The 22,020-nt window shown below is 47.7% G+C and carries 16 protein-coding genes; 8 read left to right on the top strand and 8 right to left on the bottom strand.

Features of this window, described 5'->3' with window-relative positions; genetic code table 11:
* Positions 1-46 precede the first annotated feature (46 nt).
* A complete protein-coding gene (locus Q4Q46_RS00625) occupies positions 47-2,683 on the top strand; it encodes a TonB-dependent receptor (RefSeq protein WP_311904971.1) in 2,637 nt (878 codons plus the stop codon).
* Positions 2,684-2,750: 67 nt separating this feature from the next.
* Positions 2,751-4,280 (top strand): tryptophan halogenase family protein, encoded by a 1,530-nt coding sequence (locus Q4Q46_RS00630; RefSeq protein WP_311889291.1) that lies wholly within the window; start codon positions 2,751-2,753, stop codon positions 4,278-4,280.
* A gap of 9 nt (positions 4,281-4,289) precedes the next feature.
* Here the strand turns inward: Q4Q46_RS00630 and Q4Q46_RS00635 are convergent, their stop codons facing one another.
* The gene (locus tag Q4Q46_RS00635) at positions 4,290-5,264 is read right to left on the bottom strand and encodes an AraC family transcriptional regulator (protein WP_311904972.1); all 975 of its coding nucleotides are present in this window, start codon (positions 5,262-5,264) and stop codon (positions 4,290-4,292) included.
* A 522-nt stretch (positions 5,265-5,786) separates the two neighbouring features.
* On the opposite strand from Q4Q46_RS00635, the gene Q4Q46_RS00640 reads away from it, so the two are divergent.
* From Q4Q46_RS00640 to Q4Q46_RS00655, 4 genes are all read left to right on the top strand, one after another.
* Entirely contained in the window at positions 5,787-7,079 is a 1,293-nt protein-coding gene (locus Q4Q46_RS00640; RefSeq protein WP_311904973.1) for an MFS transporter, read from the top strand.
* The gene (locus Q4Q46_RS00645; protein ID WP_311904974.1) at positions 7,076-7,918 is read left to right on the top strand and encodes an ROK family protein; all 843 of its coding nucleotides are present in this window, start codon (positions 7,076-7,078) and stop codon (positions 7,916-7,918) included. Before Q4Q46_RS00640 ends, Q4Q46_RS00645 begins: the two co-directional genes overlap by 4 nt.
* Entirely contained in the window at positions 7,915-10,656 is a 2,742-nt protein-coding gene (locus Q4Q46_RS00650; protein ID WP_311904975.1) for a family 20 glycosylhydrolase, read from the top strand. The genes Q4Q46_RS00645 and Q4Q46_RS00650 overlap by 4 nt, the downstream gene beginning before the upstream one ends.
* Positions 10,657-10,911: 255 nt before the next feature.
* Positions 10,912-11,154 carry a hypothetical protein gene (locus Q4Q46_RS00655; RefSeq protein ID WP_006080930.1) on the top strand — a complete coding sequence of 81 codons (243 nt, stop codon included), beginning with the start codon at positions 10,912-10,914 and terminating at the stop codon, positions 11,152-11,154.
* A 110-nt stretch (positions 11,155-11,264) separates the two neighbouring features.
* Here the strand turns inward: Q4Q46_RS00655 and Q4Q46_RS00660 are convergent, their stop codons facing one another.
* The 3 genes from Q4Q46_RS00660 to Q4Q46_RS00670 form a co-directional block, all read right to left on the bottom strand.
* Entirely contained in the window at positions 11,265-11,774 is a 510-nt protein-coding gene (locus Q4Q46_RS00660) for a YgjV family protein (protein WP_006080929.1), read from the bottom strand.
* Between the two features lie 139 nt (positions 11,775-11,913).
* Positions 11,914-12,525, bottom strand: a complete 612-nt coding sequence (locus tag Q4Q46_RS00665; protein WP_311889294.1) for a Crp/Fnr family transcriptional regulator — start codon at positions 12,523-12,525, stop codon at positions 11,914-11,916.
* A 23-nt stretch (positions 12,526-12,548) separates the two neighbouring features.
* Positions 12,549-13,175 (bottom strand): fumarylacetoacetate hydrolase family protein, encoded by a 627-nt coding sequence (locus tag Q4Q46_RS00670; RefSeq protein WP_259482114.1) that lies wholly within the window; start codon positions 13,173-13,175, stop codon positions 12,549-12,551.
* Between the two features lie 208 nt (positions 13,176-13,383).
* Here Q4Q46_RS00670 and Q4Q46_RS00675 point away from each other — a divergent pair, with 208 nt between their 5' ends.
* Positions 13,384-15,411 (top strand): methyl-accepting chemotaxis protein, encoded by a 2,028-nt coding sequence (locus Q4Q46_RS00675; protein WP_311889295.1) that lies wholly within the window; start codon positions 13,384-13,386, stop codon positions 15,409-15,411.
* Between the two features lie 158 nt (positions 15,412-15,569).
* On the opposite strand, the gene Q4Q46_RS00680 is transcribed toward Q4Q46_RS00675, so the two are convergent.
* Positions 15,570-16,583: a succinylglutamate desuccinylase/aspartoacylase family protein gene (locus Q4Q46_RS00680; RefSeq protein ID WP_311889296.1), complete on the bottom strand. Its 1,014-nt coding sequence runs from the start codon at positions 16,581-16,583 to the stop codon at positions 15,570-15,572.
* A 127-nt stretch (positions 16,584-16,710) separates the two neighbouring features.
* The gene (locus Q4Q46_RS00685; RefSeq protein ID WP_311904976.1) at positions 16,711-17,286 is read right to left on the bottom strand and encodes a MarR family winged helix-turn-helix transcriptional regulator; all 576 of its coding nucleotides are present in this window, start codon (positions 17,284-17,286) and stop codon (positions 16,711-16,713) included.
* Between the two features lie 229 nt (positions 17,287-17,515).
* On the opposite strand from Q4Q46_RS00685, the gene Q4Q46_RS00690 reads away from it, so the two are divergent.
* A complete protein-coding gene (locus Q4Q46_RS00690; RefSeq protein WP_311904977.1) occupies positions 17,516-18,721 on the top strand; it encodes an MFS transporter in 1,206 nt (401 codons plus the stop codon).
* 98 nt (positions 18,722-18,819) lie between these two features.
* Here Q4Q46_RS00690 and Q4Q46_RS00695 read toward each other — a convergent pair whose 3' ends face one another.
* Both Q4Q46_RS00695 and Q4Q46_RS00700 read right to left on the bottom strand, forming a co-directional pair.
* Positions 18,820-19,383: a PhnA domain-containing protein gene (locus Q4Q46_RS00695; protein ID WP_311904978.1), complete on the bottom strand. Its 564-nt coding sequence runs from the start codon at positions 19,381-19,383 to the stop codon at positions 18,820-18,822.
* 134 nt (positions 19,384-19,517) lie between these two features.
* On the bottom strand, positions 19,518-21,737 hold the full coding sequence (locus Q4Q46_RS00700; protein ID WP_311904979.1) for a TonB-dependent receptor domain-containing protein: 2,220 nt from the start codon (positions 21,735-21,737) through the stop codon (positions 19,518-19,520).
* Positions 21,738-22,020: the final 283 nt, after the last annotated feature.

Below are 22,020 nucleotides of genomic sequence, written 5' to 3' on the forward strand. Positions count from 1 at the left end.
AACTGAAGAAAAAAACAACACTAAAGCACTACAGGGACGCTATAACATGTCAGAAGGTCAATTATTTAAGAGCTCTTTGCTCGCATTGTGTATCGCTAATGCCTTATTCGGGATGAGCTCAACCGCAGTCGCGGCGGAGCAACAAGAGGCAACGGCAGAAAATATAGAGGTAATCCAAGTACGCGGCATACGTCGCTCGATTGAAGCCTCATTGAATACCAAACGCTTCGCCGACTCCACGGTCGATGCCATCACCTCGGAAGACATAGGTAAGTTTCCCGATAAAAACATCGGTGATGCGCTGCAGCGAATTTCTGGGGTGACGGTCGATAGACAATACGGTGAAGTAAGCGGCGTTACTATTCGCGGTACAGCGCCAGAGCAGAGTCGTATTTTGCTTAACGGTCAAACCGTTGCTAGCACTTCTTGGTATGACTTGGGTCCTGCCACTCGTACCTTCAATATGGAATTGTTGTCGGCTGAGCAAGTGAACGCCGTTGAAGTGCACAAAACCCCGACCGCCAGACTTGAAGAAGGTGCGCTGGGCGGTACTGTCGATCTCAAAACCCGCAAGCCCTTAGATCTCGATGCCCACACCTATCAAGTCGCTGGCGAGCTGAGCCAAAGCAGTCTGTACGATGAAACGGACCCGAGTGGCTCTTTCCTCGGAAGCTGGAAAAATGACGATGAAAAGTTCGGCATTTTAGGCGCCTATTCAGTAGAAAAAATTACCAGCGGCCGCCAAGTACTGGAATCTCTCAGTGGTTATTATGAATACTTCGCCGCCGATCCCGCGCAAAATCAAGAATCTACCGTTGGCGCTTGGGGCATAGGCTCGCAGGCCTTTAGAGCCGAACGTGAACGGACCAGCGCCCAAGTCACACTGCAATTTGCACCGACTGACAATACCGAGTTCACCTTAGATTACTTTAATTTTGAACTCGATATCCCCCACGTAAACCATAACTTCTTAACCGTTGGCGCACGCGGTTCAGGCTCCACCAACGTAGTGAATAACGCCCAAGGCGGCACAGCGTCGGCAACGATTTTGCCGGCGTATGCGTCGATTATTTATAACCCTGTGGTGCGCCATGCGGTCAATATGAAATCTGACGTACTCAACTTGACCGGAAAATACGTCGGGGACAGTTTTACGGTGAGCGGCGTCATCGGCCAATCGACCTCAGATGGCGGCACCCAAGGCGGTTCATCTTCTTGGTGGATCCCAGCGACGGATCAAGGCGGTAAAATTGGCGACCCCGCCTTCCCTAATGGTCAAGGCAGTGTCGATGGCGGCTTTAGTTACGATGCCACGGGTCCCTACCAAGTGGTGCTGACGAGTTTAGATGCCAACGATGCCAGCCAATTCAAGCACGCCCAAGAGGCGAACTACGAAACCACAGTGCAAGATCATAAAGTGACCTACGCACAGTCCGATTTCGAATATCAACTCGACCATGATTTTATTAACAAAATTGCGGTCGGGATTAAGTACAACACCAGTGATTTCGAGCGTAATGCCTTCAACCGTAACCCCGCAGAAATCCTAGGTTTCGTGCCTAATGGCAACCTAGCCAACTGGAGCGATGGCGTGCTGTCTGGGCTACATTCCCAGAGCGGCGGCAATGTGCTCGACTCCTATGCCAAGTTAGATGAAGACAAATGGTGGGCCTTTATCAGCGAGAAATACGCCAATGGCGAGTTAGTGGAAGTCGCCGATCTCGGTAACACCTTCACTGTCGAAGAGGATATGTTTGCCCTGTACGCCAAAGCGGATTTCAGCGGCGAATTCTACCGTGGTAACTTTGGCGTGCGTTACGTTAACACTGACCAAACCTCAACCGGTTTTGCCGATGGCAAGCCCTACAATGAATCCGTCAATTACGATAATTGGCTACCGAGTATCAACGTCGCCTTTGATCTGCAAGAAGATTTAATCCTACGTGCTTCGGCCTCTTCCGTGATGGCACGTAACAACTATAGCGATCTCAAACCAGGTTTAGCCATAGCGAAAAACTTTGGTACTGCAACCGGCGGCAATCCAAATTTGAAACCCTATAAGGCGAATCAAGCCGACCTTGGCATCGAATGGTACTTCACTGAATCTTCTATGCTGTCGGCGGCTTTGTTCTACAAAGATATTGATAACGTAGTGTTTGTCACTGAGTCGACGCAATATATCGAAGGTTGCGGCGCATCAGAATCCGAGTGGGATAAATGCCGCGTCACAGCCCCTGCCAACGGCGGTAGCGGCTCAGTGACTGGGCTTGAAATCCAGCTGCAACATAACTTTGAAAGCGGTTTTGGCTTCTTGACCAACTACACCTATGTTGACAGTAAAAGCACTCGCCCCGATGGCACTGAACAAATGATTGAAGGCGTGTCAGAAAACTCCTTCAACGGCTCACTCTTCTACGAAGATGATCTATTCAGCGCCCGTATCGCCTATAACTGGCGTTCAGAATACTTAGGCGTGGGTAACATTCAAAACGTGTTAAACGACAGCTATCAACAAGTCGATGCCTCGATTATTTGGCATGCGATGGAGAACTTAGATGTTTCACTCGAAGGGGTTAACTTAACCAATGAAGTGGTGCAATCCTATGATGTTAAATACGGATTGACCCAAAATACCATCGAATTTGGTTCACGTTATTTCGTCGGTGCCAGCTACAAATTTTAAACTTGAGTCACACCATAGCCGACCTTAGGGTCGGCTTTTTGCGTTGATAATGCAGTGGGGATAAGCCATGAAAGTGAAGCAAGCAATCAGAAAAATCATTATCTTAGGTGGCGGCACCGCAGGCTGGATGGCAGCGGCCGCCCTCGCGAATAACCCCGTATTTGCCGCCATTGAACTCTGTTTAGTGGAATCGGACAACATAGGCACTATCGGCGTTGGCGAAGGCTCGACGCCACACTTAAAACGCTTTATGGACAACTTAGGCATTAGCGAAAAAGATTGGATGGAACGATGCCACGCCAGCTATAAAACCGGCATCGACTTTATCAATTGGAATGGTGACGGGCAGCAATATTTCCACCCTTTCTATTTTCAAATGGATGTAAAACCCGCCGAAGTCTTTTTTATCAACGCCAATGCGAGGCGCCGAGGGCATGGCAATGCCGTTAAACCCGATGCGTTTTTCTCAAGCGGTGTGTTGGCCAAGCACAATCTCAGCCCAAGGCCGAATAAAGCAATGCCCTACATCAACGAATACGGCTATCACTTCGATGCCACTGAGCTGGCCAATTACTTAAAAGATTATGCCTGCCAACGCGGCGTACGGCAGATCATTGCTGATGTGGTCGAGGTTTCAACCACCCAACACCAGCAGATTGAGACGCTGAACCTAGCAAATGGCGAACGACTAAGCGCCGACTTTTTCATCGATGCCAGCGGCTTTAGCGCTAAGTTAATTCATAAAGCCCTAGGCGTGCCCTTTCAATCCTTCGCCGAGGAGTTACTCAACGACAGCGCCGTCACTGTACCTGTACCTGTACCTGTACCTGTACCTGTACCTGCATTATTGGACTCCACTCAAACGCAGCAGGCAAAATACCATACCCGCGCCACGGCGCTCAGTGCGGGCTGGCTATGGCAAATCCCCCTCACCCACAGGCTTGGTAATGGCTATGTTTATAGCAGTCGCCACCTCAGTGCCAATGCCGCGGCTAAGGAATTATTGCACAGTGTAAATTTACCCGAGTCGACCCAAGTGCGGTTTCTTAAAATGCGGGTCGGCGTTAGTGACAAGGCTTGGCACAACAATGTACTGGCGATTGGGCTTGCGCAAAGTTTTATCGAGCCACTCGAAGCCACGTCCATCATGATGACTCAGTTCACCCTTGAAAGATTTATGTCATTATTCGAGCGTTATCAGTTAAATAAGCAGGCAGAAACCTTAAGTCGACAAACACTGAATCAGGCGGTGATGCAGTTAGTGCTCGGCATAAAGGATTACATTCAGGCCCATTATGTCACCAGTCAGCGCAGCGAACCCTATTGGATGGCGGCGAGAAAAGTCGCCATTTCCCAAAGGCTGACGCAACTATTAAAAGCTTGGTATCAAGGGGAAGACTTTGATTTACTGCTTTACCAATACGATCAGCAGCTAGCCTACTTTCGCCCTTCTTGGTATGCGCTATTAGCGGGAATGGATTACCGTGACCCAAAACTGAAGCGCCCATTTGAGCCGATTTCAGCGGACATTACGGCGCAGGCGATAAGCTATTGCCAAACCTTAGTGGAGCAGTATTTTCAGCCTAAGCATTCGTGAAAGTAAGGGTTAAATCGCCCTTTGTTTACTGCTGAAGCGCTGACGAAAGCGACTCGGCGTGACGCCTTTAAATTGAATAAAGCGTCGATTGAAATTAGATAAATTATTGAAACCACACTGATCGCTGATGGTTGAAATCGGGCTCTGGTTCGAGAGTAATAACTTGCACGCCTTAGCGATCCTGAGTTGGTTGATAAACTCAGTTAAGGTTTTCTCGGTGCGTTTTTTAAAGAAGCGATGGAAATGATTGGTGCTCATGTGCGCCAACTTTGCCAAGTCCTGTGCCGACAAGGCCTGAGTGTAATTGTCATAAATATGCTCAATCACTTTATCGAGCTTTTTCACGGTAAAGTCGAGCTTACTGCCGTGGGTGAACAAGGTACTGGACAAGAGTTCTTGCTGACTATCCTGTTGTAATAACGCTAATAATTCCAATAACAAAATATAGCGTTTAAAGGGATTGGCCGTCTCCATCGCGATAAACACGCTATGCGCCTTGCGCGCCGTTTCCTCACTAAACAACACGCCCCGTTTGGCATGGGTCAAAAGCGAATGCAAGGATGCTAACTCGCGCTGCTCATTCACAATTTGGTGTAGCCAGGCTGCGGGAATCTGTGCCACATACACGACTTCCTTCACTCGATTTTTCGAAGCGGATCCCTTCAAACTGGGCTCTTTCAAACCGACCGCAGTTGAAGCGCCGCCTTTCAAACAATCGTTCTTTGAAACCTCGTCAGGTGAAATATCAAGGTTAGCCTCGGATTGCCAGCCGTGGGGCATGTCAGGGCCGATGATCACTAAATCATAATCGCCATAGCGGGCAATATGATCGCCCACATAACGCATGCCATAACTGTTGAGGGTTAAGCAGATTTCGTACTCAGGGTGATAATGCCAGTTGAGATCCATGTGGTCCCATTCATAGCGAAAGTAACGCCAAGAGCTGTTTTCATCGGGGATCACTTTTTCACACAGAGGTTTCATCCATTAAACTCCAGTTACTCATTCCTTTACCTTAGCTTCAATCAGCCCTTACACATCAACGCCATTCACTCAAGCTAGCCGTTATTCCATCCTGTTAAATTATTCAATCACTTAGACCTTATTTTTAATGCCAGCCTTAACCTATCAGCTCGGCGAAATCGCTGTGCCTCGCGCACTATTGTCTATAGCAAGTCAGCCTTGCAGTGATACTCAACTCCGCCACTCCAATACTATTCTATCCAATGTTAATTAAAGGTAACTATTTTACAAGTAAACACTTTATCAGCAGATACTAAAACACGGTTTTACCTATGCCTATCCGCAGCAGCTGCAACTCATATCTATCGCCAGTATCTATAAGTATCTACAGCCCGTATTAACTGCACCTGATGTAAATCAGCTAAATCTGCGCGAACAGGATTTGCATATGTGAGAAAAGTATCGACAGAGGCACTATTCGTATCACCGCCATAGCGAGCGTCAGTCCACAATGAATTTCACTTAATTCAATTGGCTAAGCACATGAAACACAAACTCATCATTCTGTTTGTCCTCTGCACTTTCTTTGTGATTTCCTTGATGACTAACAGTATGGGGCCGATTTTCCCTGCGTTAATTGACAGTTATGCTATCGGCCTGACGTTGGCGGGGTTATTTCCCTTTGCGTTTTTTATCGCCTACGGAGTGACATCGATTCCTGCGGGAATTTTGGTGGACAAGTACGGTGAAAAACGGGTGATCATCTTAGCCTTTAGCCTCGCGTTTATCGGCGCCGTCACTTTTGTGTGTCTCCCTACCTTTAGCATCGCCATGTTTAGCCTGTTTTGTATTGGCACTGGCATGAGCTTATTGCAGGTAGCTGTGAATCCCTTACTGCGCCAAGCCGCGGGGCCTGAGCATTTTGCCTTTTTCTCCGTACTGGCCCAACTCGCCTTTGGCGGCGCCGCAACCTTAGCGCCGCTGGTGTACCAGCATTTTGTCGCCTTAGATCAAGCCAGTGCAGCATCCGCAAACTATGTGCAACAGCTATTGCCCGAGAACATGAGTTGGCTTGCCATGTACTGGTTATTTGCCGTGGTCGCACTCGCCATGGTGCTCTTTGCCAGCCTAGTGAAGATGCCCAAAGTGGATAAATTGGCGGATGAGTCAGCGGGTGCACTGGAGACCCATTTACGCCTTTTCAAAGATAAAACCGTTTTGAAATTCTTCTTCGCTATCGCCGCCTACGTCGCACTTGAACAAGGGCTTGCTAATAGTATCTCAGTCTTTTTGTCGCAATATCATGGCCTTGATACCTTAAGTGTCGGCGCCAATGTGGTTAGCGATTTTTGGTTTTACATGACGCTCGGCTGCCTACTCGGTTTGCTGCTACTTAAGCTTATCGACAGTCAGATCTTGCTGCTCAGTTTTTCCCTTAGTTCACTGGTTTGTTTTCTGGTGGCGATTTGGGGACCGAGCCAACTAGCATTAATTTGTTTCCCATTGGTTGGCTTTTTCATTTCTATCATGTGGTCAGTGATCTTCTCGCTGGCGCTCAATTCTCGCGCCCAAGATCATGGATCATTCGCTGGCATTCTCTGCACTGGCATTATCGGCGGCGCGTTTATCTCGCCGATCATTGGTGTTATCAGTGAGCTGTCCGGCGAGTTACGGTTCGGGATGTTAGTGCTGTTAATCCCTATGGCTTACATAGGTTATATCGCGCTAACGGCTCGCCCCTTGATTAAAAACACCACCCTATTTTCAGCGAAAGCGGCATCAAAGGATGCCGTTCCTATGGCAACAAACAACACGAGAGGCAACAAGCTATTATGAGCGTCCTATGTTTAGATCTTGGGGGAACTAAACTGATGTTGGCACAGGTGGAAGGTAAAACCTTACTCGACACTTGGCGGTATCCTGTTCCCGCAGATGGCAATTTTGAACAATTATTCGATTTCCTCGTGACCTGTATCCACAGCCACCTCACGCCTGAAACCAATGGAGTTTCCATCGGGATACCCGGCATGGTGGATATGCACAGCGGCACTTTACTCGAAGTGCTCAACATCCCAGCACTAACGGCAACGCAGTTAGCCCAGCAACTGCAAAATACCTTTGAGATGGATGTGGTTGTAAATAACGATGCGAACCTCTTTGCCCTTGGCGAAGCTGTGCTCAATCACAATCAAGACATGCTCGGGATTACCTTAGGCACTGGCGTGGGCGCTGGGGTGATTTTTAATGGTCAGTTGTATTCGGGTAAACATTGCGCCGCAGGTGAAATCGGCAGTTTGAGTTATCGTGATGGCATTATTGAGCACTACTGCTCGGGGCAATACTTCACCACTCATCATCAGATGAGTGGCGAGCATTTGTACCAAAAAGCCTGTGAAGGTGACAGCCACGCGCTACAAGCCTTCGCCCATTTTGGCGAACACTTGGCGCACATGATCGCCCAAACCTTACTGGTATACGATCCCAAAGATATCGTCCTTGGCGGCTCAGTCAGCCAAAGCTTTCCCTTCTTTATTGAAGCGCTTAAACAGAAATTGCAAAGCTTAGTCTATGGCCCGCAACTGACAGACTTGACGATTTCAGCCAGCCAACATCACAATGCAGCCCTCATAGGTGCCGCGCAGTGGTTTTTACAACAAAAGGACTCAGTTAAGTGAAAGGACTAACGAAAGGGAAAGGTAAAATAAAGTGGCAGAGGATTAAGACGGCCTTAGTCAGCGGCGTCATGGCAGTGCTTCCCGTGACGTCGGTGCTTTCAATACTTGTAATGCCATCAGTACAGGCCGCCAATGCTGTGCAGGAGGCAAATCATGTCGCGCTGAATCAATTGGCCGATAAGCTCCAATTAAATTATCAGCTAACCGCTAGTTATCTTGAAACCTGTCCCGCTAAAGAAATCCAGTGCTATCGCTCTGCCATTGAGCTGACCTTGCCCGCTCAGTTATCCAACGACAAGTTATCTAATGAAGAGTTAAATCATGGCGATTGGCAAATTTATTTCAGCCAATTATCGCCCGTTTATTTCGTCGATGCGGGTGACTTTAGCATTGAGCATATCAATGGCGATTTACATAAAATCACTCCTAAAGCCAGCTTTAAGGGCTTCGTCGCCAATCAAGTTTATCGCATTGAGTTTTATAGCAAAGGCAGCCAAATCACCCGTTCCGAGTTTATGCCAAACTTCTTTGTCGCTATGGGCGATAAGGCGCAGGTCATAAAGAGCACTCAAACAAGGCGCGATCCAGAAACAGGTTTAGCCGAGCAAGACTACCTCGCGCCTTTTAATCCCGAGAAACAATTCTTACTGGCAAAAAACGATGCAACCCCCTTTGCCGATGGCCAATATTTAGCAGAGCAATATCAAGCCTTAGCCGCAGACAAAGCACCTGACATTAGCGGCAAACTCATCCCCACGCCACTTCATAGCCAAAGCCTAAACTCAGCGCCTTTATCCCTTGCTAAAGGTTATCGACTCGCGGCTGCAACTGTCGATTTTAAGGGACGGCAGGCGGCATTTGATTACCTCGCCAGTTTAGGGTTTGCGGCCAAGGACAAAGGCACGCCGCTGTTATTGCAACTCGATACTCAAGCTCCTAAAGTCGCCAGCACTGAAGCCCATGATAGTGAAATGAAAACAAGCGAAGCCTATAGGTTAACCATAACGGCTGAGCAAATCAGTATTCGAGCGGGCAGTGAAGCGGGACTCTTCTATGGCATACAAAGCCTAGCTGGGCTGATCAGTTTAAGTGACGATCAACTGGTCGCCATCGAGATCCAAGACCAGCCTCGCTACGCCTTTCGCGGCCTGCACATCGATTTAGCCCGTAACTTCCACTCGCTCGATTTTATCAAACGCATTATTCCACAGCTCGCCGCCTATAAAATCAATAAGCTGCATTTGCACTTAGCCGACGATGAAGGCTGGCGTTTAGCCATACCCGGCTTACCCGAACTGACCGATGTGGGCGCAAAACGCTGTTTCGATTTAACCGAGCAAAGCTGTTTATTGCCACAACTGGGCAGCGGCATAGCTGATGCTAATCCCGTCGATGGCTACTTAACCGTGGCGCAATACCAAGCAATATTACAACTGGCTGATGCTCACCATATCGAAGTGATCCCTTCACTGGACATGCCGGGGCATTCACGCGCCGCGATAAAATCCATGGAGGCGCGTTATCACCATTACCTAGCAAAAGGAGATAAAGCTAAGGCGGAGGAGTTTTTACTGACTGAATTTGCAGATAAAACCCAATATTCGTCGATTCAGTATTATCACGACAATACACTCAATGTGTGCTTGGCGAGCACCTACCACTTTATCGATACAGTGATTGATGAAGTCAAAAAAATGCACCAAGCCGTAGGCATTCCCTTAGTGCATTACCATATAGGCGCCGATGAAACCGCGGGCGCTTGGGTCGACTCTCCCGCGTGTATCGCAATGAAAAAACAAAAAGCCGATGAGTTAGCTGGACTCCACTCACTCAATGGCTACTTTATCGAACGCGTTGCTAACATGCTGGCAGATAAAGGGATTATTGCCGCTGGCTGGAATGATGGCATGGGTGAAGTGCGCCCCGAAAACATGCCCGCCCAAGTGCAATCTAACGCTTGGTCACTGATTTCAGACAACGGCCATCAAATCGCCCATAAGCAAGTCAATCTTGGCTGGAAGGTCGTGCTCTCAACGCCGGAAGTCACCTATTTTGATTTTCCCTATGTTAGCCATCCAGATGAGCGCGGTAATCATTGGGCTGCAAGGGCAATAGACAGCTTTAAGGTGTTTAGCTTTATGCCCGACAACCTGCCCGCCCATGCCGAGCGCTGGCGCAATAGTTTAAATCAGCCATTTATCGCGGACGACAGCCACAGCCAGCTCAAGCCGGGACACGGTTTTTACGGCTTGCAGGGGAATCTTTGGAGCGAAATGGTGCAATCGGATGAGCAAGCAGAATACATGCTATTCCCGCGCATGATAGCCCTTGCAGAACGGGCATGGCACAAGGCACCGTGGGAATTAGCCTATGATTATCAAGGTAAAATCTATAGCCAACAGACTCAACATTTTGCCAGCCAACTCAATGGCCAAGCCGAGCAAGTCCTTAAACAGGATTGGCAAACCTTCGCCGCGGTTTACGCCAATAAAGTGCAGCCTAAGTTAGCAAAAGCGGGAGTTTTCTACCGCATAGCGCCACCAGGAATACGTATTGAAAATCAGCTGTTAGTGCTCAATAGCCTGTATCCCAATGCCGAGCTGGAATACCAACTCGACTCAGGACCTTGGCTAAGCTACCGTCAAGCGTTCAAGCTTAATGATGTCAAACACATCCGCGCCAGAGTCAAAGATGGCACGCGTTATTCTCGCCCATCGACTTGGCAAGGCACCCTCTAGTCGTTTCTCGTAAAAAGTCGGCCATCACATGTGATGGCCGATACGTTAATTAGCTATTTAATTAATGCCGCTGCTCGATAGGTTAAGTCTAAGCTTAACACTCTTAAATTGAGGCTTTTCAATCACAGCGCAACTCAGGCTATAATCTCAGTATTCGCGAGCACACTGTACCAGTGCAACACGCTGCCTGTGCAATGCGCTTTATCAGTGACTGTTCACCATAACATTTTACCTAACCTAAGGATCCACCTGCCGATGACAACTGCTTCGACTAGCCCCTTTGCCGTGTTAAATCAAACCACAGCAACCTCGTTTAATGAGCAGAAAAATCTGATTAAACGGGTATTTAAAGGTAAGCCAGTGCAATGTCCTAGCTGTAAACAGACATTAAAAGTGATATTGCCTGAGCAGGCAAAGGCAGAACAAGCGGCAGGAATATACTGTGCCAAAGGCTGTACCGATATCGAACTCGATATGGAAGCCGTCGCGGGACTCTAGCTATCCTAGATTAATCACGCACAAAGATGCTCTTCACATCAACGCCAAAACGACTATGCAAGCGCTAAAAATTTAACCTCTCAGTTAAGGCTAGAGATGACCTTAGCTGATCACGGCAGTTGCTTAAGCTGCCCGCGAAAATAATGCCGATAAAAGCCCACCAGATTACTGCCAATAAAGAGTACCTCCATTAACACTGCCACGGGCGATCCCACTAAGGCATTGTGAACGAGCCAAAAACTGGTTCCGACTATCATCAGTAATCTAAGATCTTTATCCCTTTGGCAGAATGCGGCGCGGGTTTGAAACAGTGTGCCGAGACAACTGATCACCGTCGTTATGCCATTGAAGGTCACGATACTCATTGCCACTGCTGCGCTAGAAAAACACCACATGGCCACCTTTGACGTCGTAAACATGCTGGTGAGATAACGCACTGTGGCTATGCCCATTAAGCCTGCTGCAGTCCATTGCTGCAACAGACAAAAATGAATAGAAATCAGAATACCCGATACAAAAAGGCAGGCGACAATCCGCTCCCGCGCCTTAAATTGAAACGAAATCAGATCGAAGATAATGGCTATCGCCACCAAAATTTGAGACAAGGTAAACGCAGTCAACTTATTAAGCCCCTTAGCTTTAAGCAATAATGCGCACTCTGATTGGAAGCCTTATAGACTTGAGGGCGCAACTTAAGGCGCAGCATCATAGGAATCGCGCTTTAGCGCATTAACTTAAGTTAACTGGGGGCAAAAAACGCTAAAAGGAGTCTTGAAGTCGTCGACGCATACGCGACAAACTGATTGCCGTAATGCCAATATAATTAGCTAACTGACCTTGGCTTAACCGCTCAAGCCAAAGTGGTGAATGTTCGCGTAAATACAGATAACGTTGCTCAGGTGTGTGCAGCAGTAAAAAGGCTTCCTTTTGTTCTTTATACAATAATTGCTGTTTAAGTAACCCAAGTTGCACGGGCTGCAGCGAAGTATCATCCAACACGGATAACGGCATTAGGATAAGTTTACAGGCGCTTAAAGCTTCTAATTGGTAACGAGCGGGAATTTGCTTCAGCCAACTGACATACAAAAAACACAATTCACCCTCGAAATAAAACTCCTTACAGCGCTCTGTGCCATCCTGCGTATAATGGCAAGCGCGCACTATACCATCTACAACAAAATATGCCTGTGACTGCTCATTTCCTTGGCCAAGAAGCACCTCTCCCGCCGGCACGTTCAACGCTTTAAACTGTGGTAAGTAACGTTCAACAGCAGCTTGACTCGCCCCTAATGCAATCAAATATTGTTGCAGTGGTTGGCAAGTTGGCACCTGCAATACAGCAGTCTTTTTTACGTCATCAGGTTCAATCATGCGAGCAACTCAGCGATTTATCACTAAACACTTAACCATTGCCATTCAAGCAAAGGTTCAGCACTCGCTTGCAAACCCCGGCTCAGCGTGACGTTGAATACACTTTTAGCGGGAATACTTCCCACGCCCTTGGGGGTGCCTGTCATCACAATATCGCCGTCATCGAGACTGATAAAGGCTTGCAGCTCAGATAAAATAGTCTGAGGTTTGTAGATCATTAAATCGATATGCCCCTCTTGCACCAAGTTATCGTTGATACTCAAGGTAAAATGCAGCGGCGCCTTGGCATCATCAATCGCCACAAAGGGACTGAATAATGCGGCACCATCGAAGGCCTTTGCCCGCTCCCAAGGCAATCCCTTGGCTTTTAACTTGCTTTGTAAATCACGTTTAGTGAGATCTAAGCCAATGGCAACGCTGCTAAAACGGCCATCTTGAAACATAAAACACAGCTCGGTTTCATAGTGCAAGGCTTCGCCTTGATGCTCCGAAAGCAGCACAGTCGACATCGCCGAATTGGGCTTTAAAAACACCACCATGTCGTCGGGTATGTCATTGCCCAACTCATGGATATGGTCGACATAATTACGTCCAATACAGATAATTTTTGTCGGTACGATACGCTTTTCATCCAAAACGACAGATTTCATTTTTAATCCTTTTTACGATACGGTCGAGATTATTTTTAAATAATCAAACCAAGAAGTTAACCTTAACTAGCGCTAAACTCTCAATAGAAAAATTCACTTTACTTGTGACGAACTCTGCTACACTTGAATTAATATTTCAATAAAAACAGCGATCTAATCATTATTAAACCCATTTTACAGGGACAGTCCTAGAAGAGGTTTTCGCACTATGTTGACGCTTACCATAAAACAAAAAATCATATTTAGCTTTAGTGCCATCGGCGCGCTGCTCATCGCTGGCAGTAGCTTCTTCTATTATTCACTCTCACAAGTACAAACCGCCTATCAAAATATCGAAACCTTAGCCGTACCAGTGCAAAAGCAGAGTAATAGCTTACAACTGGTGCTGTTAAAAATGTCACGCCTTGCCACCTTGGCCCACAGCCAGCAAGACACAGCCGGCTTAACCAAAAGCCAGCAAGCATTTACGGCGCTGCAGAAGAAATATCAAAGTATCGAAAATGAGTTAATTGAACGAGTAGCTGATCAGCCTAAAATGCAGACTTCTCTAGATGAAGCAAAGGCAAGATACCAAGCCTATTTGCAACAAAGCCAGGCCATGTTTAGCGCTAAACTCGCCAATGAACAAGCAAAGCAGCAGTACCAACAACTCTTTAAGCGCTTTAACGATGCCAAGACCAACGCCAGTAATGCGATGATCGATCTCGAAACCCTGTCCATCCCCGATAATCCTACTCTGCTCGAAGAGATTGTCGGTACAGGCACGCGTATCGACGATATGTTGTATACGCTAACCAACACTATGGGAGAGCTGATCCACACTCAAAGTTTGGAGGTGATCCAATCGCACCAGCAAGATGTCGGTATTTTACTGGGGAACCTCACCACTAACTTTACTTTTTTAAAACAACAAACTGATGGGCTTGATACCTTAGGCTTGCTGCAAACCTTCGAACAGCAATATGCGATTATCAATACCTTACTCGCGGCGCCTGCCGAGCTTTATAAAACACAACAAGCCGTGGTTGAAGCACTGCGACAATCAGAGCAACATTACCTCGATGCCGATAAAGAGTTTAATGCGAATAATCTCGCCTTAGATAAGTTAATCAACTTAGCCGACCGCCGATTTACCAGCCTGCAAACCATCGCCAGTAATGATATTCAACAGGGGCAAACCTTAGCGATAGTGCTCGCATTGGTGTTTATCGTTATGGTGAGTTTTATTTCCTTCTTCACCTCCAAGGCCATGCTCAATCCATTAGCCTTAGTGAATGGCGCGCTGGCTAGCATCGCCCGTGGGGATTTATCTAAACGCATTCATAAACGCCATGACGATGAATTTGGCACCCTGATCGATAACATGAATACCTTGAGTGACGATCTTGCCAAGCTACTCACCAATATCAGCCAAAATGCCCATTCGCTGGACAGCTCAGCCACCCAAACCAATGAGCAAGGTCAGCGCATCGCCAATGCAGCAACCGCGCAAATCAGCCGCGTCGATGAGACTAAAGCCTTAGCTGAACAGATGTTTACCAGTTCTAATTTGGTAACAGAACAGGCCAGTGAGTCGGCGAAACAAATCAGCCAAGCCTCGAAATACGGCAATCAAGTGAAGCAAATTGCCGATGATAATCGCAATAAAATCGCCGAACTGAGCGCCCGCTTAAGTAGTTCGGTTGAGGTCATGTCTCGCTTGAGCATTCAAAGCGATAATATTGGCAGCATTTTAACCACCATTAGCAGCATTGCCGAACAAACCAATTTGCTGGCACTGAACGCTGCCATTGAAGCCGCCAGAGCGGGGGAACATGGACGGGGTTTTGCTGTTGTGGCCGATGAGGTGCGATCCCTTGCCTCACGCACTCAAGCTGCCACCGCTGAAATTCAAACCATGATCACGGCCCTGCAAAAAGAGACCTCCACGGCAGCGAGTGCAATTACCACAGGTCAAAATCAGGCAAACGAATGTGTCGGACAAAGCCAAACCCTGCAGGATGCTATCGCCCACATAGAAAGTACCTTACACACGCTCAATGACATGAGCCTAGAGATCACCCACGCCGCCCACGAGCAGTTAGACTACAGTCAACGTATTGAGTCGAGCATGAGCGAGGCGGCGCAAGCTGCGGATCAAAATGCCAATGAAGCCATGGACATGGCCAAACGCAGCAACGAAGTCACCACGCTTGCCCACTCACTCACCAGCTCAGTGGAACGCTTTAAACTCTAGTGAGTTTAGATTTTGGCAGTGATAACGAAAACTGCATTGAGGGTTACAAAAGTCAGGAGTTAGCGAGGTAAAAATAAGCACTTAAAAATGTTCACAGAAGTCGCAAAACCATCTTAGCGACTTCTGTGGCGGTATATCCAATGCCAACAAGTCTGCGGTTAAGCATATTCCATCAAAAATTCATCGAGTTGTTCGTTAGCCATTTCAATTTCGTCACCTTCAAACTGGGCGATATGGAACATACCCTCGCCTTCGTTAGTAACGGGAATATTGCTGATCCCTATGATAATGCCGTCGGTTGGTGCACGAATGGCCACACTGTCACCGCCGTGGGGACTGACGATATGGGCGATAATATAACCCTTAGTCACCCGCTGGCCGAGCTTGAGCTTCATATTCACTAAACCGTCGGATTCGCTGCGCACCCAATAACTGCGAATGGCGCTGACACTCGATCCCTTATTGCTCACCCGCCCCTTCAACATGCCTAAACTGCGCATCACATTAAGCACGCCCTTAAGGCCGGATTTTATCGACAATTCACTGAAACGTAATGCTTCGCCTGCCTCGTACAAAATACACGGAATGCCCTGTTGGTTAGCGTAACCCCGCATCGAAACACTGCGCGCTTTGGAATGCATGATCAGCGGCGCACCAAAGGCATTGGCCATGCCCAGCATAGTCTCATCGCTGGTATCACAGCGAATTTGCGGCAAGTTATCGCGGTGAATCGCGCCCGTATGTAAATCAATCACATGGGTTGCATGGACTAATAACTGAGTGGCAAAGAGGTTGGCTAACCGGCTTGCCAACGCCCCTTTACTGGAACCAGGGAAGCAGCGGTTGAGATCCCGCCTATCGGGTAAATAACGGGATTGCTGAATAAAACCAAACACATTCACAATCGGCACCACAATCAAGGTGCCCGTCAAATTCTTGGGATTGACTCTGGCTAATAGTCGCCGACAAATCTCAATACCATTGAGTTCATCCCCATGAATGGCGGCGCAAACCAGTAAAGTTGGGCCAGGTTTGGCCCCGTGAAACACTTCTACATGAATATCGAGTTGCGTATCGGTATACAACTTAGCGGCGGCCAGCTTGATCCCCAATTGAGTCCCTGCTGTGACTCGTTTACCTGCTAATTCAAATGCTTCACGTCTTTTTACCATGGCAACTCCCTTGTACTATCGAATGTTGTCCCGCGCGGCTGACTCATATTAGCTAATAGCGCTCGGCTATCGCTTATCGCCAGATGTCTAACACTAGAAACTAAAACTCACGTGAAGTTTAAGCGATTTATTGCGGCTCAAATTGGTTCAGCCAAGATTTTAAAACCTGCAACAACATAGGCCTATCTTCAGCGCTCACGCCCGCTAACAAGGCACTCTGACATTGAATATGCTGCGGCAAGGCCTTATCAATGAGCGCCTTACCCTCAGCAGTTAACGAGACATGTACGGCGCGGCGATCTTCCTTACTGTGCGCCCGCTCAATCAGCCCCTTATTTTCGAGTCTGTCTAAACGGCTCGTCATAGCGCCAGAGCTTAGCATCATGCTCTGATAAAGCTGTGAAGGTGAGAGTGTAAACGGCTCACCCGAACGCCTTAAGGTGGCAAGCACATCGAACTCGCCCTGACCTAAGCCAAATTCGGCGTGGCATTGCAGCAGTACCACTTCGATATATTTCGTTAAACGCGCGATTCGCCCAAGCACAGCCATAGGGATCAAATCATCAGTCACCCCTTGTTGCTGCCACTGGCCGACAATGCTATCCAAACCATCTTCGCTTTCAAGGCCATCTGCTTTGGTGTTCGAAGCCGCTTGGTCTTTATCCGCAGGGCTCATGTGAGTGAGTGTCGTTTTCGCTGTCATAGCTTTATCTCAACATAAAGATTCTTTATATCATTCTTTACATCTTAGTCATTTTCTCGCAGAATTAAAATATCTTTATATCAAGATACATCTGAAAGAGATTCTTTTTGAACTGTAGCGATGCTGTTTCAAATTGCTGTTATTGAAAGGAAATCATCGTAAATGTGCTAAATGCCGCTACAGGTCACTCTTTCAACAAATCAAACTTAGCTTATTTTGGAGACAATCCATGCGGTCACCCCAGTCAGAGAAAGCGAATTTATTGCTTCTCGGAATCGCGTTCATTCTTATCGGTCTAAATCTGCGCCCCATTCTCGCTTCCGTCGGGCCTTTGCTGCCCAGCATACAAGAGGATATCAGCTTAAGTTTTACCCTAGCGTCTATGCTGACATTGCTGCCCGTGCTCGCCATGGGACTGGGCTGCTTTGCGGGTTTTAGTATCGCTAAACGGTTAGGTTTTAATACCGTGATGACGGGATCGTTGCTCCTTTTGATCGTCGCCACGGCAATGCGTTTTTGGGCGATGGATGCAAGCTGGCTTATCTGCTCGGCATTACTGGCGGGAATCGGTATCGCTCTTATTCAAACCATCATGCCTGCCATGATCAAACTCAATTTCGGTGAACGGGTGCCCTTAATGATGGGACTTTACGTCACCGCCATTATGGGCGGCGCCGCTTTGGCCGCCAGCAGTGCGCCTTTTATCGGGATGAACTTAGGTTGGCGCGCGGGGCTAGGCCATTGGACTTGGTTAGGCATAGTGGCACTGGCGCTATGGCTGATGGTTAAACATAACACCGCATTGCCGAGTCAAACTGCGGAGCAAACTGTGCAGCTTAGCTTTTGGCGTTTTCGTCGCAGTTGGCTATTAGCGATATTTTTTGCTTTAGGCACAAGCTGTTATGTCTGCGTGCTTGCATGGTTAGCGCCCTACGCGGTCGAGCTAGGTTATAGCCAAACGCAATCGGGATTAGTGTTAGGTTTCTTAACCAGTATGGAAGTGATCGCGGGCTTAGTGTTTCCTTGGCTTGCCAGTAAGTCAACGGATAGACGCGCTATTATTGCCCTACTGTGCTTACTGCAACTCATCGGCTTTATGGGACTCGCACTCGCCCCTCAAGTGTCGCTATTTTTATGGGCGGGACTGGCGGGATTAGGCATAGGCGGGATTTTTCCACTCGGATTAATTGTGACTATGGATCATCAACAAAATCCGATGTTAGCGGGTAAATTAACCGCCTTTGTACAAGGTGTGGGTTATACCATTGCCGCCATTTCGCCTTGGATTGCTGGATTAATTCGCGATAATTTCAATAGCTTTAACAGTGCGTGGTTATTGCTCGGTGGCATAAGTCTGATGGCGTGGATACTATCTTGGCAATTTAATCCGCAGGGCTATGCACGCCAATATCAAGTCACCCGTTGCGCATCTTAACTCTCTAATTCAAAATAAAAAAACCGCCATGTCGATTAACGAGTATGGCGGTTTTTTATGGTGTGGGCTCGATAAATCGAGCCCACACTAGGTTCAACTTAAGACTTTTTAACGAAGCACGTCAGGATCACAATGCGAGTACCGTTAACACGGCCTTCAATGTGCTCTGGGTTGTTAGTCAAAGCAATGTTACGCACAGCTGTGCCGCGCTTAGCCACAAAGCTAGTGCCTTTCACGTTTAAATCTTTAATGATCACGACCGTATCGCCTGCGTTAATCACGGCACCATTACTGTCTAACGTTGGGGTAGTGTCGTCACCTGCGGCGGCAACTTCAGCATCGCCCCACGCTTTTACATCCTCTTCAAGGTAAAGCATATCCAGTAAATCTTGCGCCCAGCTTTCGCCATTTAAGCGCTTAAGCATACGATATGACATCACTTGAACTGCCGGTACAGGGCTCCACATGCTGTCGTTCAGACAACGCCAGTGGTTCATGTCCATGGTATCCGGTGCCGCAATTTGGCCACTGCAGGTTTCACAAATCATGATCTCATTGTCACGGCCATCGGAGGCTGGCATATCATAAATAGAGAGTTCGATCTCGCTGCCACACAGTTCACACTTGCCGCCACAGCGACTTAGCAATTCATTTTCAGTCATTTTTCTGTTCTATATGCCTAGTAAAACGCGGATTATGCCATAAACGGGCTTTTTTCGGCAGGGGGCTGAGGCAATATAACCCTAATTTTTATAAGTTTTATAAACCGCGCCCACACTGCCTTGGTGATTAATCTTTAAAATTCATAAGCTAAACTCAAGCGAACATCGCGCCCAGCAGCTGGGATCCCATCGGAGAGAAACGGCACCACTTGCAGATTGGTGAGGTTTTTCACCATCAAACGCACGCTTAATCCCTTTAAACCAGCTTGAGGCTCATAGGCGAGGTACAGGTTCTGCAAGAAGTAATTTTCGCTCGGCGATTCGGCATTAAAGATATCGCCGTGGGGAACATTAGTTTGCGCATCATACCAAGCACCCTGCCAAGCTACTGAAATATCATCGGTAATATACATGCCTAAACGCAAACGAATATCGAGCGGTGCCATGTTGGCTAAATACTCGTCGTCATCTTGGCTATCTCTAAGTGACCCATTGTGTTGCCCTTGCAGCCATGAGACCGCCAGATCACTGAACACATCTTGATAGCGATATTGGGCTTCAAAATCGGCACCGTAAATATGGTAGCCATCAAGATTTGTGTAACCACTTTGAATTAATTGGGTTTTATCAGACTTAGCTCCGCGGCGCTGGGCGATATCATCGCGGCCTAGGTTGGCAAACAGAGTAAGCTGCGTCGACAGCACATCATCATTGGCAAACAGATGCTGGTGCTGTGTCATCAAGCCTAACTTGAAGGCATGTAAGCGTTCGACATCGATGTCGCGGCTTGTGCCGGTAATGCTGGCTTTAGCGTATTGCACGGCATAAATCTCATCCACCACAGGGGCTTGCAGACTATAGGCGTAATCAAAGTTTAACCGAGCGTAGTTTGTCAGTTGGTAATCTATGCCTAATCGTGGTGAGAACCCCGAGTGGTGAGTCGAGCTATAATCGTGACCCGCGTTGATGTCGTTATAATCTGGCGCAATATTTGGCCGACCTATGCTGTAGATAAAGTCATATCGCAGCGAGGGAGTAACAGTTAAGTCGTTGGTGAGATGAATCGCATCGCGAATATACACGGCATAGGTGTCTTGGCGACCTTCAGGTTGATAATAAGGTGTGTACCAGCCAAAGTTTTTCTCAGGATTCTTCTCATAACTCTTGTTAAACACAAGCGAAGTACGGTCGAGACTGCGGTACTGCAATCCTGTGGTGATCTCGTGATCGCCAATCAAACTCAAGTTGTTGATATCAATGTAATCACGTTTGTAGTCTAGCCAAGATTCGTGACCGAAGTTGCCAACGGAAACCGTCATTTTCTCCCACGCGATATCGGGTCTTATCCAGTGTCGCGCATTCGCCGAATGGGAGATCACCACTTGAGTATCGATCAGGGGATTGCTCGGCGAGTAACGATAATTGGCAGACCAAGTGTTGTCTTCATAGGTGTTATAGGCGGTTGTGGCATACAGCGCCTGCTCGTAGGAGCCGTACTTTTTGATGTTGTAGTCTGAGATGGCAGGCATGGGGCCACGGCGATTAGCCCAAGGTTTGCGGCCCTCATCGAGATAATGGGTCACGCTCAAGGCCAGTTGGTGATCGCCCTGCTCATAATCCATCTTGCCTAGATAATTATCTTGCTCATAGCCCGAATATTCAAACTCATCGCCATTAGCTAAAGTCACATCCCCCGCATCACGGCGCGTAAGGTGTAACAAACCCGATAAATGCGGATTCACCCTGCCATAGACAGTTCCCGTATAACCCATAGCGTCATTATTGCTGGCGTAGCTGGTTTTGACTCGCGCTCCAAGGGATTGATCATATTTAAGAAAATCATCGGCCGATTTAGTGACCACATACATGGCCCCACCAAAACCGCCATTGCCCGAGCGCACATCATGGGCGCCTTTAATCACTTCCACTCGTTTGATGAGATCAGGATCGAGGAAAAATGAGCCATAGCGATACTGCTCAAATCCCACCGGAGCATTATCCACATAAACGTTAAAATCTTCGGTCTCGCCAAAGCCCCAGATATTAATCCGCTCACCGCCGCTGCGAGTACCGCCATCGATATGTGCCCCTGCCATATCATCAATCACTTCGGCGAAGGTCGTTGCCTGCATCTCCTCGATTTGTTCCATGGAAATAATCGCTTCACCCGGTTTAGCGACTGTGATGGCCCTACGATATTGCTGCCCATGAACCTGTAGGATTTCAATTGGCTCAACCTTAGGCTCGCCCAATACCTCAGCGGCGTACAACGGCATTGAGGGCAATATACATAATCCCATAAGCGACAGATTTCTATTCGCTTTCCACTTCTCAAACTTAGGCAGGCAACCCATTTAACGTCTTCCTATTAACAAACTAATCTAAAAATAGGGCGGCATTATAGGCACTAACGAATAAGATAAGAATAGTTCTCACTTGGCTTTACGTGTAAATAACGGTCTGGTTGAAAACAAGAGAGAAGCGGCGCACTCCAAAAAATTTAAGTGAAGATCTTGCCGAAGGATGGCAGTATTAGTGCGATATTTGACACCCTTTCATCCTCTTAAGAGTGTACGACTTCGCAATACGAGTGAATATACGGGCGGCTTGCCTGACGTTCGCCCTGCTTGTATCTAG

Source organism: Shewanella vaxholmensis (genome assembly GCF_031932135.1).
Taxonomy (GTDB): domain Bacteria; phylum Pseudomonadota; class Gammaproteobacteria; order Enterobacterales; family Shewanellaceae; genus Shewanella; species Shewanella hafniensis.

Coding starts and splice junctions, on each gene's coding strand:
- Q4Q46_RS00635 (WP_311904972.1), bottom strand. CDS start 5,264: ATGAAACCTCTGTGTGAAAAAGTGATCCCCGATGAAAACAGCTCTTGG.
- Q4Q46_RS00655 (WP_006080930.1), top strand. CDS start 10,912: ATGACAACTGCTTCGACTAGCCCCTTTGCCGTGTTAAATCAAACCACA.
- Q4Q46_RS00700 (WP_311904979.1), bottom strand. CDS start 21,737: ATGGGTTGCCTGCCTAAGTTTGAGAAGTGGAAAGCGAATAGAAATCTG.
- Q4Q46_RS00685 (WP_311904976.1), bottom strand. CDS start 17,286: ATGACAGCGAAAACGACACTCACTCACATGAGCCCTGCGGATAAAGAC.
- Q4Q46_RS00625 (WP_311904971.1), top strand. CDS start 47: ATGTCAGAAGGTCAATTATTTAAGAGCTCTTTGCTCGCATTGTGTATC.
- Q4Q46_RS00670 (WP_259482114.1), bottom strand. CDS start 13,175: ATGAAATCTGTCGTTTTGGATGAAAAGCGTATCGTACCGACAAAAATT.
- Q4Q46_RS00680 (WP_311889296.1), bottom strand. CDS start 16,583: ATGGTAAAAAGACGTGAAGCATTTGAATTAGCAGGTAAACGAGTCACA.
- Q4Q46_RS00665 (WP_311889294.1), bottom strand. CDS start 12,525: ATGATTGAACCTGATGACGTAAAAAAGACTGCTGTATTGCAGGTGCCA.
- Q4Q46_RS00645 (WP_311904974.1), top strand. CDS start 7,076: ATGAGCGTCCTATGTTTAGATCTTGGGGGAACTAAACTGATGTTGGCA.
- Q4Q46_RS00630 (WP_311889291.1), top strand. CDS start 2,751: ATGAAAGTGAAGCAAGCAATCAGAAAAATCATTATCTTAGGTGGCGGC.
- Q4Q46_RS00640 (WP_311904973.1), top strand. CDS start 5,787: ATGAAACACAAACTCATCATTCTGTTTGTCCTCTGCACTTTCTTTGTG.
- Q4Q46_RS00675 (WP_311889295.1), top strand. CDS start 13,384: ATGTTGACGCTTACCATAAAACAAAAAATCATATTTAGCTTTAGTGCC.
- Q4Q46_RS00690 (WP_311904977.1), top strand. CDS start 17,516: ATGCGGTCACCCCAGTCAGAGAAAGCGAATTTATTGCTTCTCGGAATC.
- Q4Q46_RS00695 (WP_311904978.1), bottom strand. CDS start 19,383: ATGACTGAAAATGAATTGCTAAGTCGCTGTGGCGGCAAGTGTGAACTG.